11 protein-coding genes are annotated in these 13506 nt (G+C 71.2%); 7 read left to right on the plus strand and 4 right to left on the minus strand.

All coding sequences use genetic code 11. The annotated features are described in order from the left end of the window. Positions 1–7: 7 nt before the first annotated feature. Entirely contained in the window at positions 8–829 is an 822-nt protein-coding gene (locus KOD61_RS00965; RefSeq protein WP_215219228.1) for a hypothetical protein, read from the minus strand. Positions 830–986: 157 nt separating this feature from the next. Between KOD61_RS00965 and KOD61_RS00970 the strand changes: the two genes are divergently transcribed. The 5 genes from KOD61_RS00970 to KOD61_RS00990 all read left to right on the plus strand — a co-directional run bounded on the left by KOD61_RS00970 (position 987) and on the right by KOD61_RS00990 (position 9243). Next, complete coding sequence (locus tag KOD61_RS00970) at positions 987–1832, plus strand: M15 family metallopeptidase (RefSeq protein WP_215219229.1); 846 nt, start codon at positions 987–989, stop codon at positions 1830–1832. Positions 1833–2128: 296 nt separating this feature from the next. Further along, positions 2129–3667: a hypothetical protein gene (locus KOD61_RS00975; protein ID WP_215219230.1), complete on the plus strand. Its 1539-nt coding sequence runs from the start codon at positions 2129–2131 to the stop codon at positions 3665–3667. A gap of 17 nt (positions 3668–3684) precedes the next feature. After that, positions 3685–7440, plus strand: a complete 3756-nt coding sequence (gene tssM / locus KOD61_RS00980) for a type VI secretion system membrane subunit TssM (protein ID WP_251370613.1) — start codon at positions 3685–3687, stop codon at positions 7438–7440. After that, a complete protein-coding gene (gene tagF / locus KOD61_RS00985) occupies positions 7440–8435 on the plus strand; it encodes a type VI secretion system-associated protein TagF (RefSeq protein ID WP_215219231.1) in 996 nt (331 codons plus the stop codon). Before tssM ends, tagF begins: the two co-directional genes overlap by 1 nt. A gap of 1 nt (position 8436) precedes the next feature. Continuing rightward, complete coding sequence (locus KOD61_RS00990) at positions 8437–9243, plus strand: OmpA family protein (RefSeq protein ID WP_215219232.1); 807 nt, start codon at positions 8437–8439, stop codon at positions 9241–9243. Positions 9244–9252: 9 nt separating this feature from the next. On the opposite strand, the gene xth is transcribed toward KOD61_RS00990, so the two are convergent. Then, entirely contained in the window at positions 9253–10026 is a 774-nt protein-coding gene (gene xth, locus KOD61_RS00995) for an exodeoxyribonuclease III (RefSeq protein ID WP_215219233.1), read from the minus strand. A 67-nt stretch (positions 10027–10093) separates the two neighbouring features. Between xth and KOD61_RS01000 the strand changes: the two genes are divergently transcribed. Continuing rightward, the gene (locus KOD61_RS01000; protein ID WP_215219234.1) at positions 10094–10636 is read left to right on the plus strand and encodes a gamma carbonic anhydrase family protein; all 543 of its coding nucleotides are present in this window, start codon (positions 10094–10096) and stop codon (positions 10634–10636) included. Between the two features lie 45 nt (positions 10637–10681). On the opposite strand, the gene aroE is transcribed toward KOD61_RS01000, so the two are convergent. Beyond that, entirely contained in the window at positions 10682–11530 is an 849-nt protein-coding gene (aroE, locus tag KOD61_RS01005) for a shikimate dehydrogenase (protein ID WP_215219235.1), read from the minus strand. Positions 11531–11626: 96 nt separating this feature from the next. Here aroE and KOD61_RS01010 point away from each other — a divergent pair, with 96 nt between their 5' ends. After that, a complete protein-coding gene (locus KOD61_RS01010) occupies positions 11627–12484 on the plus strand; it encodes a TolB family protein (protein ID WP_407074551.1) in 858 nt (285 codons plus the stop codon). 19 nt (positions 12485–12503) lie between these two features. On the opposite strand, the gene hemB is transcribed toward KOD61_RS01010, so the two are convergent. Then, positions 12504–13496 carry a porphobilinogen synthase gene (gene hemB / locus KOD61_RS01015; RefSeq protein WP_215219237.1) on the minus strand — a complete coding sequence of 331 codons (993 nt, stop codon included), beginning with the start codon at positions 13494–13496 and terminating at the stop codon, positions 12504–12506. Positions 13497–13506 lie beyond the last annotated feature (10 nt).

Here is a 13506-nt window from a genome sequence, read left to right on the forward strand (position 1 = left end):
CGCCGGCTCAACCGTTCGCGGGGCAGGCCGGATCGCGGCCGGCGTAGACCGCGCAGATCGCCTCGCGGCACTCGAGTCCCTTGGCCGTGTCCGGCGGCGGGCATTCGCGCAGGTTCGACTGGATCTGTTCGGACCTCAGGCGCAGCGGGCGTTGGCTACCGCCGGCCGAAGCCGCGCCGCCCCGGTCGTGCACGCGTCTGACCAGCGCATCCATTCCGTCGACGTCACGCACGGTCGAATCCCGCGTCGAGCGAATGTTGCCCAGCAGAATCTCCAGCAGGTCCGGCTCGTCCGTCGCGACGGTCTCGGGACGCGCGCGGGGTGCGCGAGCGCGTGTTGTCGGGACAGACCCGGGCGCCACGGCGAACGGGTTCGTATCCGCCGGGCGCGAACGGTCGACCTTTCCGTCGCCTGGTTGGAGCGGCTCATCGGCTGTGGCCGGACCGTCCGGCGTAGAGGCCGATGCGTCGTCGGCGCGCAACGTCGGCGCAGGCTCCTCGATGATCGTTGCCGCGCGCGCCTGCTCCTGGGCGATCGCGTCGACCGGGTCCGCAGCATTCTCCGTCGCGGCAGTGGGCGCTTGGCCGCGGGTGGCGTATTCGGGATCCGGCACCAGCCCGATACCGGCCACCACGCACACGGCCACAAGACCGGTCACAGCCAGCCAGGCGCCGCGTCGATGCGGCCATGCACGGCGTGGGCCGGTGGCTTGCGGCAGCTCTGCTAGGATGCGCGCCGGCGACGGCCGGGCCGCTTCCGCAGAAGCGGCATCGAGGGGTGCGCCGGCCAACAGGCTGGGGCGTCTGGGCTTGGCATCATGCCGATCCACTTGGACTCCTTTCCCCGCCGGTACCCGGCGGTGTCGCTGACCGGGGTGGCAGGTTTGCCGGTCCGGTCGCGGCCGCATTCTGCGGGCCGCGCCGGGAACGCGTCAATTGAGCCGGACCCGGGACGGGTTCGATCCGCGCACCAGGGATGGGTTGCAGATGGCGATGGCAGTGGCGTTGTTTTTCGTGGTGGGCGCGTTGGCTGCGTGGCTTGCGCTGTTCCCGCACGCCCGGGACGGACTGCTCGCCGGCGCCGACCGCCTGTGGACGCGGGTCGGTGGCATCGCCGGCCGCTGGCACGCGCGCGTCGGCAGCCGGGTCGATGCATCGGGCCGTGGGTTGCGCGATGGCGCGGCGTGGCTCACCGGCACTTTCGTGCGGTACCGACCGGCCCTCCTGCTTGGATTGGTGTTGCTGGTGGTGCCGCCGCTGTTGGTGCTGCAGGCACGCCGGCAAGTGCTGCTGCCCGGGTTCGACGGCGCCGTCGGGTCCCGCGGCGATGCGCACGTGCTTGCGCTGCTGCGCGGCGAAAGGCTGGTGCCGCCGGGTGACCTGCCGCCGGCGGTGTTCGCGACCGCCGACGCGGTGCGGGTGGTCCCGGGCATCACGTCCGCCGACCGCAAGTGGCACCGTCTCGATCCGGATTTCCAGCAGCGCCTGCTCGCGGTCTACCGGGTGATGCGCGACGAGCACGGCTACGAGATGGCGCTGGTCGAGGGCTATCGCAGCCCGGCGCGCCAGGCACGGCTGGCCCGCCAGGGTGCCCAGGTGACCCGGGCCACCGCGGGACGCAGCTGGCACCAGTACGGCCTCGCCGCCGACAGTGCGCCGGTGCGTGACGGCCGGCTGCAGTGGGACATGGCCGATCCCTGGACCCGGCGCGGCTACCAGCTGTACGGCGAGGTCGCGCGTTCGGTCGGGCTGGTGTGGGGCGGCGGCTGGACGAGCATCCAGGACTACGGACACGTCGAACTGCGTCGCCCGGGCGTGCGTTCGCGGGAGTGAGCAGCCGGCCCACGGGTGAACCCGACCGCCGGGCCTGTTATCTTCGCGGCCGGCAATGGATGCCGGACGGCCCGATCGGGACCAAGCCAGGGAGCACGGCCATGTACACACCCTTCGTTGTGGGTAACCGGTTCGATCACGGCGTCGCCGCGGTCGCCACGTGCGCGGAATCCGCGCATCAACGCACCTTCGCTGGATAACACGCTGGAGCACGCACGCCGGTGCCTGGACGCGCCGGCGCGGAACCGAATGGACTCGACACGACATCCAACGTCGCCGCATGCCCGGAGGCCGGAGTGAGCCGCCGTTCCCTGCTGCGTGCCGCCGGCCTCGGGCTGGTCGGCCTGCTCGCGTGCTGGATCGCGGTGGTGCTGTACTGGCGCGTGGTCGACATCCAGCCGACCGCGGGCCACATCGTCGCCTACCTCGTGTTGCTCCCTCTCGGGCTGCTGTGCGGTGTGCTGCTCCTGCGCCCGGCTTGGCGGCGGATGAGGACGCGCGATACGACGCAACCCGAGCCTGCCAAGGCGCAAACGGCCGCCGACGGTGGGGGCGGCACCGGCGTGGAGCTCGCAGTCGACCGCACGCTGTACCTGCTGGCCGGCGCGGCGTGGATGCGCGCCGGCGACACTCCCCTGGCGATCGCCGGTGCGCTCGCACGGCCGCATCGTCCGGCATTGCATCCGCAGCTCCGTGACGCGGTGGGCCTGCCGGTGTTCGCCGCGGAGGTCGAAGGGCTCGACCCGACCGTGGCAGAACGGTGGCTCGCCACCGATGCCGGCAGCGAGGGACGTGCATCACGCGCGATCGAGACGGAGACCTTGCGCGCAATCGCGCTGCTGGACACGGTGGCCGAGGACCTGCTGTTCGCTGCGCTGCCGGTCCTGGCACCCGACCACAGCGCAAGTGACGCATCGGATGGCGCACTGCACCCGCATGCCATGCACCACTCGCGCTCGGCGCGGGCGGCGCCGCCCGCAGCGGCGCTGGCCGTGTTGCGCGTGCAACTGCTGCTGCCAAGTGACTGGCCTGCTGAAACACGCGCCGCCTGCGCGGAAGGGTTGCGGCGCAAGGCCCGCGCGGTCGGATACCCCGAGGCGGATCTTTGCGTCACGGTCTGCGCCGTGGAAGCAGCCGCCGACGTGTGGCGGGTGCTCGACGCGATCGACGCGGACCCCGGCGCGCCGGGAGCGGGCGACCGGCACCTGCTGCTTGCAGCGCATTCGCTGGTGGGCCAGGCCGCCATCAACCGGCTCGACGCACGGCGCGAACTGCTGGTCGACGGCCTCCCCGAGGGCCGGATTCCCGGGGAGGGTGCCGCCGGCATCCTGCTCGCACCCACGCTGCCAGCGGCCAGCTCCGGCCCACTGCCGCCGCGACTGCACCGCCCGGTGCGCGGCATGGCCGGCCGCGGTCGCGCCGCCAGCCGCAGCACCGCCGTGCTGCTTCAGGCCGCGCTGGATGCCGCGGGCTGCCCGAACGACAACGTCGCGCTGGTCTTCAGCGATGCCGACCACCGGCCCAGCCGCGCGATCGAGATCGCCGGTGCGATCACCGCCGCGCTACCGGAGCTGGAACCGATCGGCCACGCGCGCCACCTCGGCCTGGCGTGCGGCGACACCGGTCCGGTCGGGCCGTTGGCGCTGTTGGCGAGTGCGGCTGCGCACGTCCAGGCCGATGGCGTACCGGCGCTGGCCATGAGCCTCGCCGACCGGGACGCGCGCGTCGCCGTGCTGCTGTCGCCGGCGCCGACGCCCGCGCAACCCGACGACAGTTCCACCGGATCCGGATCCGGATCGACCTCGTCACCCGCCGCCACCCCGGCCCTCGCCTGACACGAATGGATGCATCGATGAGCAGTTTCTGGATGAACCTCCGCTATTGGCTGACCGACTACCGGGTGCTTGCCGTGCTCGCCATAGCCGGCGCTGCCGCCGTGGCCTATGTCGGCATCGACGGCCTGCTTGCCGTAGGGGGCTGGTTGCTGGTGATCCTGCTCGTGGCGGGCGCCATCGTCCTCGCGGTGGTGGTCGTGCGCAGGGTGCGCGTGCGACGTGCCGGGGCGCGGCTGGATGCGATGGTCGACGGCCAGGCCGAGCAGGCCGTGGCCAGCGCGGCACCGGCCATGCGCGCCGACGCCGAGTTGCTGCGCCAACGCATGGCCGAGGCGGTCCGCGCGATCCGCTCCTCGCGTATCGGCCAGACGCGCGGCCGCGGGGCGCTGTACGAGCTGCCCTGGTACGTGATCATCGGCAATCCCGCGGCCGGCAAGAGCACCGCGATCCTCAATTCCGGTCTGCGCTTCCCGTTCGAGGACAACCGCAGCAACGTCATCCACGGCCTTGGCGGCACGCGCAACTGCGACTGGTACTTCACCACCGAGGGCATCGTGCTCGACACCGCCGGCCGCTACTCGGTCAGCGCCGAGGATCGGCTGGAGTGGCTGACGTTCCTGGACCTGCTGAGGAAGCACCGTCCGCGTGCGCCGATCAACGGCATCATCATCGCCGCCTCCATCGCCGAGCTCTCGGGAAGCAAGCCCGAGTTCGCCATAGACCTGGCCAAGAACCTCCGCCAGCGCGTGCAGGAGCTGACCGAGCGGCTGGAAGTACACGCACCGGTCTACGTCGTGTTCACCAAGGCCGACCTGATCAGCGGGTTTGCCGACTTCTTCCGCGGGCTGGACCCGGCCGAGCGTGAGAACGCCTGGGGCGCAACCCTGCCCTACGACGCCAGCGGCGGCACCGACGCGCTCGCGGCGTTCGACGTCCACTTCGACGAGCTGTCCGACGGCCTGCGCGAGACGGGCCTGTCGCAGATGGCGATGGCGCGCGGGCGCGGGGTTGCCCCGGGGCTGCTGACGATGCCGATGGAGTTCGCCGGCATCAAGCCGGCATTGCGGACCTTCATCGCGACGCTGTTCGAGGAGAACCCCTACCAGTTCAAGCCGGTCTTCCGCGGCTTCTATTTCACCAGCGCGCTGCAGGAAGGCGTTGCGGTGCAGCCGGCGTCAGAGCGGGTCAGCGGCCGGTTCGGCCTGCCCCCGGCCGCCGGCGGCGAGGAGGCGGTGGCGCCGGCCGACAGCAGCCATTTCCTGCTCGGGCTGTTCCGCAAGGTGATCTTCGCCGACCGGCAACTGGTACGGCAGTACTCCAGTCCGGTACGCACGCGCGTCCGCTACGCGGCGTTCGGCGTGGCGGTGCTGGCCCTGGCCGCGGTGTTGACCGGCTGGACCTGGTCGTACACGGGCAACCGCCAGCTGGTGGCCGACGTGCGCGCCGACCTCGACAAGGCGATCGCCCTCCAGGCCGGCAAGGTCGACCTGCAGTCGCGGGTGGAGGCGTTGCTCGTCCTGCAGGACCGGCTCGTCCAGCTCGAACGCTACCGCGACGACCATCCGCCGAGCCTCGGCCTGGGCCTGTACCAGGGCGACGCGCTCGAGGCGACGCTCCGGCGCGAGTACTTCCATGGCATGCGGCAACTGATGCTCGCGCCGACGGCCAGCCGCATCGAGGACTACCTGGGCCGAGTGGTCGCCCACGCAGCCGACCTGCGCCCGCCGCACCCTGTCGGCAGCGCACCGTCCAGCGACACCGACGCTGCCCCGGGTGACACGACCGAAGGCGGCGCTGCGCAGCTCTACCGCGACGCGTCGCCGACCGATCCGCAGGACGCCTACAACGCACTCAAGGCGTACCTGATGCTCGCCGACGGCTCGCGCGTCGAAGCGACCCATCTCGGTGACCAGTTGACGCGTTTCTGGCGGGGCTGGCTGGAGTCCAACCGCGGCGCCATGCCGCGCGAGGACATGCTACGGGCCGCCGGTCGGCTGATGACGTTCTACGTCCAGCAGGCCGCGCACCCCGACTGGCCTGAGCTCGAGAACCGCTACAGCCTGGTCGACGACAGCCGGGAGGCATTGCGTGCGGTCATGAAGGGCACGCCAGCGCGCGACCGCGTGTACGCGCAGATCAAGGCGCGCGCGGCGACGCGCTTTGCGCCGGTGTCGGTCGCCAGCCTGCTGGGCGATGACGGCGGGGACCTGCTGACCGGCAGCCATCAGGTGGCCGGTACTTTCACCCGGGAAGCATGGGAGGACTACGTCGAGGACGCGATCGCCGAGGCCGCGACGAGCGAGCTGAGCAGCACCGACTGGGTGCTGGAGGCGACCGTGCACGACGACCTCACCCTGGCCGGAAGTCCGCAACACATCGCCAAGGAGTTGGCGGCGCTCTACAAGGCCGAATATGCGCGCGAGTGGCGCCGGCTGCTGCAGGGCGTCGGCCTGAAACCCTTCGACGGGTTCGGCGAGGCGGTGGCCGGGATGAACCGCCTCGGGGACCCGGCGACGTCGCCGTTGCGGGTCCTGCTGGAAGAGGTCCACCGCCAGACCGTGTGGGACGACCCCGCTGCGGCCGGCGCGTCGGCGGGCGCCGCCGGTGGCGGATTCGTGGCGTGGTTCAACCGGGTGGTGATGCGCCGGGCCCCGGCCTCTACCGGGCAGTTGGCCGACGCCGACGCCGGTGCGTCGGCCGGGCCGGTCGGGCAGGCGTTTGCCGGCCTCGCGCGGTTGCTTGCCGCGCAGGACGGATCCGGGGCGTTGCTGGACCAGTACTTCGAGGCGCTCGGCAAGGTCCGCAGCCGATTCAACGCGATCGGTACCCAGGGCGACCCCGGCCCGGGCACCCGGCAGCTGATGCAGCAGACGTTCGACGGCGAGGGCTCGGAGCTGGCGGCCGCGCTCGCGCTGGTGGACGAACAGATGCTCAACGGGCTGGCGCAGGACCAGCGCGAGACGCTCCGTCCGCTGCTGTTGCGGCCGTTGATGCAAGCGTTCGCGGCGCTGGTGCCGCCGACCGAGGCCGAGCTCAACCGCACGTGGTCGGCCCAGGTGCACCAGCCGTTCGCCGACGGCATCGGCCAGCGCTACCCCTACGCGCCGCAGGCGACGGTGGAAGCGGCTGCTGTCGACATCGAGCGCATGTTCGGCCCACAGGGCGCGATCGCGAAGTTCGGCGAGGACGCGCTCGGCTCGCTGGTGATCCGCCGTGGCAACACCTTGACCGCGCGTCGGTGGGCCGACATCGGGATCGAGCTGCGCCCCGAGCTGGTGGCCCACTATGGCCGCTGGGTCGGCGCAAGCGCCGCCGGCGACGGCCCGACGATGGTGATCCAGATCCTGCCCTTGGCCGCGCGCGGTCGCGAGTACACCGTGACCATCGACGGGCAGCAGTTGCGCTACCGCAATACGCCGCCGCAATGGCACACCTTCCAGCTGCCTGGCGAGGGCGTGCCGGGCGTGACGATCGCGGCGGTCACCGGCGACGGCCGCACCGTCGAGGTATTCGAGCAACCGGGCGCGCAGGCGATGGCGGCGATGTTCGAAGCCGCGCGCAAACACGGGCTCGGCAACAACCACTACCGCCTGGCCTGGGACCGCGCCGGGGCGGAAGTTGAAGTGGAGCTGCGCATCGTCAGCGTGGTGCAACCCGATGGCGACGGGATCGATGCGCTCGGCCTGCAGCTGCCAGCGCTCGTCGCCGGTGCATCGCCACCTGCTGCCGGTGGCGGCTCGACCGCGACCGCGGCACCGGCGGAGGTGCGCTGATGGCCGTCGTGGTGGCGACCGATGCGCCCGGATGCTTCGGCAAGCTGCCGGGCCGCGGCGACTTCGTGCGGACGCCGGACCAGCACGCGCTGATGCTTACGCTCGACCGCTGGGCAGGGGGAAGCATCGAGCTGCTCGCCCGCAACCCGGACTGGAAACGGCTGTACGACACGGCGCTTCCGATGCATTTCGCGTTCCTCGGTTCGCGGAGCCGGCATGGGATCGGCGGCCATTTCGTCACCAGCCGCGATGCCTCTCATCGCCGGTTCCCGTTCTTGGCGGCGACCCGCTTCCAGACGAGCGCGCCGCTGGCATTCATCGGTCGCAGCCCGCTGGCGTTGTCACGGCTCTGGTCCGCACTGGGCCGCTTCGCACGCGAGGCAGTCGCCGCGGATGACCCCGGGGACGCGCTGCGCTCGCTGGGCGACATCCGGATCGGGGTCAGCAGCGACCCGCAGGACTACGACGCGCCTTTCAGCGACTTCGCCGATCTGCAGGGCATGGGCGCGTTGCAGAGGCTGTTGCGCGAGACCGGCCATCCCCGGCTGCGGCTGGACCAGGTGCTGCCGGCGCTGGGGCTGTTGATGCAGCCGTTGATCGTCGGTGGCCCGGGCCGCATCGACAAGGCACTCGCCCTGCCACTGCCGCGCGACACGCTCTACCGGCCACTGGTCGCCGCGTACTGGCTGGACCTGATCGGCGGGTTCCTGGGGCGCGCCGAGTTCGAACTGGTGCTGTTGCTGCAAGAGGGCGACCAGTCGGTCGCGCCACGACTGCTGGTCGGCTTCAACGGAGCGGACCCGCGCACCCTGCACGCTGCGCTCGATCCCCAGGTCGCGGAAGACCAGATCATCCGGGTCGCCGATGCCGACTGGGTACAGGACGAGCTTGATGGCGATTACGCGCTCAACCGCCTGGCCAGCTTCCTCGGCCACGACGATCTGCCGCTGCGACTTGCACGCGGGTATTTCAACGAAACCTTCCTGGGAACCTGATATGCGTCCAGCCGTCGCCCATGTTTTCATCCTCCTCGCCGCGCTGTGCCCGTTCTGCGCGCTGCCGTCACCGGCGCTCGCGCAGGACGCGGCGGTGCCGGCGCCTGCCGCCGCCATCCGCCCGGTGATCGCCGCCGGAACGGTGCCCGACGAGGCCACCCGCGCGGCCGTGCTGGCCCGGTTGCAGGCGCTGTACGGCACGGCACGGGTTGTCGACCGGATCGAGGTGGGTGCGGTGATGGCGCCACCGGGCTGGGGCGAACGGATCGTGGCGATGCTCGGTCCTGACCTGCAGCAGGTTCGCGCCGGCGAGCTGGTGGTCGACGGCAGCAGCGTGCGCATCACCGGCGAGGTGGGCAACGAGGCGGCGCGCCAGCAGGTGGCGAGTGGGCTGGCCAACGCGGCCGGGCCCCACTACCTGGTACGCAACGCGCTGACCGGCGGCGGCAATCGCCAGCAGGAAGTACTCGACCAGGCGCTGGCAGACCGCATCATCGAGTTCGAAAGCGGCAGCGCGCGCTTGACCCCGGACGGCCGCGCCATCCTCGACGAGATGGTGGTCGCGATCAAACGGGTTGGGGACCAGCAGGTGCAGGTGATCGGCCACACCGATGACGTCGGCGGGCGCGACGCCAACGTCGCGCTGAGCCTGCAGCGCGCGATCGCAGTCAAGGCGTACATGGAGCGCGCCGGCGTCGCCGCCGACAACCTCGGCGTGCAGGGATTCGGGCCGGACCGGCCGGTGGCCGACAACGCCACGGCCGAGGGCCGGGCGCGCAACCGGCGGATCGAGTTCCGTGTGCTCTAGCGGTGCGCGCTACGGCGCCGCCAGCTCCACCCACACCGGTGCGTGGTCGCTGGGCCGCTCCCAGGTGCGCGGTTCGCGGTCGATGCCGGCCGCGCCACACGCCGCCCGCAAGGCGCCCGACACCAGGGTCAGGTCGATCCGCAGGCCCAGGTTGCGGCGGAACGCGGCCTGCCGGTAATCCCACCAGCTGAACTCGCCGCCACCGTCATGGTGCAACCGGTAGGCGTCGTGCAGACCGAGGTCGAGCAGCTTCTGCAGCCCGGCGCGCTCGGCCGCCGAGGTGAGGATGTGGTGCTCGTTCCAGCGCTCCGGGTCGTGCACGTCGCGGTCGTCGGGCGCGATGTTGAAGTCACCCAACACGACCACCCGCGGGTGCGACTGCAGCTCGCTGGCGATCCAGTCGTGCACGGCGTCCAGCCAGCGCAGCTTGTACGCGTACTTCTCCGTGCCGACGTCCTGGCCATTGACCACGTACAGGTTGATCACGCGCACCCCGCCGATGGTCGCGGCTATGACGCGTTTCTGCTCGTCGCCGAACGCCGGTATGCCGACCTGGACGTCCGCGGCCGGTTCGCGCGAAAGGATCGCCACGCCGTTGTAGGTCTTCTGCCCGGCGAACACGCTGCGGTACCCGAGTCCTGCCAACGCGGTGTCGGGGAAGCGCTCGTCGTCGAGCTTGGTCTCCTGCAGTGCGACCACGTCGGGCGCCGCAACCTGCAGCCACTGCTCCAGATGGGGCAGGCGCACGTTGAGGGAGTTGACGTTCCAGCTGGCGATTTTCATGCGGAGCAGTCTAAACGGGCGCGCCGCGCGTGGCCTGCCGCGCGACCGGCGCCGGTAGAATGCCGGCATGAGCATCCGACCCTTCCTCGACCACCTTCCCACCCTCGGCGCGCGCGTGTACGTCGATCCGGCTGCGACCGTCATCGGCCGGGTCAGCCTCGGCGACGACGTCTCCATCTGGCCGGGCTGCGTGGTCCGCGGCGACGTCAATTCGATCGAGATCGGCCCGCGCACCAACATCCAGGATGGCACCGTGGTGCACGTGACCCACGAGGGGCCGTTCACCCGGCCGGGCGGCTTCCCGACGGTGATCGGCAGCGACGTCACCGTTGGCCACGGCGCCATCGTGCACGCATGCCGGATCGGCGACTTCGCGCTGATCGGCATGGGGTCGACCGTGCTCGACGGCGCGGTGGTGGAGGCGTTCGGCTTCGTCGGGGCCGGCGCGGTCGTGCCGCCTGGCAAGACCGTCGGCGAGGGTGAGCTGTGGCTGGGCAACCCGGCGCGGTTCGTGCGCAAGCTCAACGAGCGCGAGATCGAGCAACTGCGCTACAGCGCCGGCCACTACATGCGGCTCAAGGACCAGTACCTCGGCATGGCGCAGGGCTGACGGGGTAACCGCCGTCTCGCAACCGCGGCCGGCAGGGCCCGGTCGTCAGTCGGCGGTGGCCAGGGTTGACTCGTGCGTGCGCAGTTCGTCGTACACCGCGTCGCCATCGGGGCGTACGCCGTGCCAGATCCTGAAGCTCTCCGCCGCCTGCTCGACCAGCATCCCGAGCCCGTCGATGGTGTGGTCGGCGCCGGACGCGCGCGCCCACGACAGGAACGGGATCGCGGCATCGCCGTAGCCCAGGTCGACCACGTCGCAGCGTGGCGCGATCAGGGAGCCCGGCAGCACCAGCTCGCCGGTGGCGGTGCGCGCGATCGAGGTCGCGTTGATGATCAGGTCGAACGAGCCGATGCTGCCCAGGTCGTTGAAGTACCGGGGATGCACCCGGTCGGGTTCGCCGAGCGCGTCGGCCAGCGCATCGGTGCGGGCATCCGTCCGGTTGACGATGAACAGATCCGCGATGCCGGCATCGAGCAGCGCCGGGGCAACGCCCTGGGCCGCACCGCCAGCACCGAGCAGCAGCACCTTGCGGCCGCGCAGATCCTGGCCGTGGCGTCCGGTGAGGTCGCGCACCAGGCCCAGGCCGTCGGTGTTGTCGCCGTCCCAGCCGGTGGCGGTGCGGGTGAGGGTGTTGACCACGCCGACGCGCCGGGCCCGCTCGCTGAGGTTGCCGCAGATCGCGGCGGCGCGCTGCTTGTGCGGCAAGGTGATGTTGGCGCCGACCCCGCCTTCGGCGGCGAACGCGGCCAGCGAGGCATCGAAGTTGTCGGGTGCGGCGTCGATGGCGACGTACTCCAGCTCGATCCCGAGCTGGCGGCCGAAGCGTGCGTGGATGAAGGGCGACAGCGAGTGGGAGACCGGGTGGCCGATCACGGCAAAGCGGGGAGGTGACATGGCAATCTCGCCTGGATCCGGGACTGATGAAAAAGGAGACGCACGATGCGGCAACGCACGGCCCTGACGGGCGCCAGTCTACTCGTGGGCGTGTTAATGGCCGGGATCGCCGGTCGTGCGGGCGCCTGGCTGGCCGAGTACGGCATCGAGGGCATGCACGTAGTCTCGAGCAAGGCCGATGAAATGCGCGCCACTATCGGCCCGGACGGCAAGCGGATCGTCTGGGGCAGCCGCGGCCGCGAAGGCGAAGCGGGTGGTCGCGACCTGTGGCAGGCCAGCCTGGTCGACGGTCGCTGGCAGGACCCGCGGCCGCTGGCCCTCAACGCCGCATCCGACGAGTTCGACCCGATGTTCAGCGCCGACGGCCAGTGGCTCTATTTCGTGTCCGACCGCGACGGTGGCGAGGGTGGCGATGACCTGTATCGCGTGGCGGTGCATGCCGACGGCTTCGGCGAACCGGTGAACTTGGGTCCCGGCGTCAATACGGCTGGAAACGAACGGACGCCGACGCCGGCCTCAGACGGCCGCCGACTGATGTTCGCCAGTGACGGTCACGGCGGCGCAGGTGGCTTGGACCTGTTTGTCGCCCGCCTCGACCGGGCGTCGTTCACCGGTCCACGGCCCGTGCCGGGAATCAACACCCGCGCCGACGAGAGCGACGCGGCGTGGCTGGGCGGTACGCGCGCAATCGTGTTCGCCCGCGCCGATACCAAGGGCGATGCCGCTGTGCGCCTGCAACTGGCCCGGTGCGACGGCACCCGCTACGCCGATGCAACCCCGCTGGCGTTGTCGTTCAACACCGCCGGCGGCACCACCTTCGGCCCGGCGATCGACTGGAACAAGCCGGGCGAGCTGCTGGTCACCGGCGTGGCGAAAGCACCGCGCGCCGGCGGCCTCGACATCTACCGGATGAAGGCGCCGGCGGCGGACGGCAAGGACGGCTGCGTCGACTGACAATGCGCCGGGGCCGGCGTCAGGCGTCGCGCATCCAGCGCGCCGCATCCAGCGCGTAATACGTCAGCACGCCATCGGCGCCGGCGCGCTTCATGGCGACCAGCGCCTCCAGCGCGCAGGCCCGCTCGTCGAGCCAGCCATTCTGCGCGGCGGCCTTCAGCATCGCGTACTCGCCGCTGACCTGGTAGACGAAGGTCGGCACCCCGAACGTGTCCTTCACCCGGCGGACGATGTCGAGGTAGGGCATGCCCGGCTTGACCATCACCATGTCGGCGCCCTCGTCGAGGTCCAGCGCGACTTCGTTGATGGCTTCGTCCGAGTTGGCCGGGTCCATCTGGTAGGTCTTCTTGTCGGCCTTGCCGAGCGCGGTGGCCGAGCCGACAGCGTCGCGGAACGGGCCGTAGAACGCGCTCGCGTACTTCGCGCTGTAGGCGAGGATGCGGGTGTGGACGTGGCCTTCGCTTTCCAGCTCGCCGCGGATGGCGCCGATCCGCCCGTCCATCATGTCGCTGGGCGCCACCACGTCGGCGCCGGCGCGCGCGTGGCTCAGCGCCTGCTTCACCAGCGCCTCGACGGTGCCGTCGTTGATGACGTAGCCCTGCTCGTTCAGCAGGCCGTCCTGGCCGTGGCTGGTGTACGGGTCGAGTGCGACGTCGGTGATCACGCCGAGCTGCGGAAAGCGCTGCTTGAGCGCCCTGACGGCACGCTGGCACAGGCCGTCGTCGTCCCACGCCGCGGCGGCATCGAGTGACTTGGCCGCAGGCGCCGTCACCGGGAACAGCGCGATCGCCGGTACGCGCAATTCGCTGGCCTGCTCGGCGACCCGCAGGAGCTCGTCGATCGACAGACGCTCGACCCCGGGCATCGACGGGACCGGCGCGCGGCCGGCCGGCTCATGCACGAAAACCGGGTAGATCAGGTCGTCGATGGTCAGGACGTTCTCACGCATGAGGCGGCGCGAGAAGTCGTCGCGGCGCATCCGCCGCGGGCGCGTGTAGGGGTGGCTGCTCATGGGGCGCGAT

Origin of the sequence: Lysobacter luteus (assembly GCF_907164845.1) — a bacterium.
Classification (GTDB): domain Bacteria; phylum Pseudomonadota; class Gammaproteobacteria; order Xanthomonadales; family Xanthomonadaceae; genus Novilysobacter; species Novilysobacter luteus.

Bases quoted from the DNA above. Each gene is read 5' to 3' on its own strand.
- tssM (WP_251370613.1), top strand. From the start codon at position 3,685: ATGAGCAGTTTCTGGATGAACCTCCGCTATTGGCTGACCGACTACCGG.
- tagF (WP_215219231.1), top strand. From the start codon at position 7,440: ATGGCCGTCGTGGTGGCGACCGATGCGCCCGGATGCTTCGGCAAGCTG.
- xth (WP_215219233.1), bottom strand. From the start codon at position 10,026: ATGAAAATCGCCAGCTGGAACGTCAACTCCCTCAACGTGCGCCTGCCC.
- KOD61_RS01000 (WP_215219234.1), top strand. From the start codon at position 10,094: ATGAGCATCCGACCCTTCCTCGACCACCTTCCCACCCTCGGCGCGCGC.
- KOD61_RS00970 (WP_215219229.1), top strand. From the start codon at position 987: ATGGCGATGGCAGTGGCGTTGTTTTTCGTGGTGGGCGCGTTGGCTGCG.
- KOD61_RS01010 (WP_407074551.1), top strand. From the start codon at position 11,627: ATGGCCGGGATCGCCGGTCGTGCGGGCGCCTGGCTGGCCGAGTACGGC.
- KOD61_RS00990 (WP_215219232.1), top strand. From the start codon at position 8,437: ATGCGTCCAGCCGTCGCCCATGTTTTCATCCTCCTCGCCGCGCTGTGC.
- aroE (WP_215219235.1), bottom strand. From the start codon at position 11,530: ATGTCACCTCCCCGCTTTGCCGTGATCGGCCACCCGGTCTCCCACTCG.
- hemB (WP_215219237.1), bottom strand. From the start codon at position 13,496: ATGAGCAGCCACCCCTACACGCGCCCGCGGCGGATGCGCCGCGACGAC.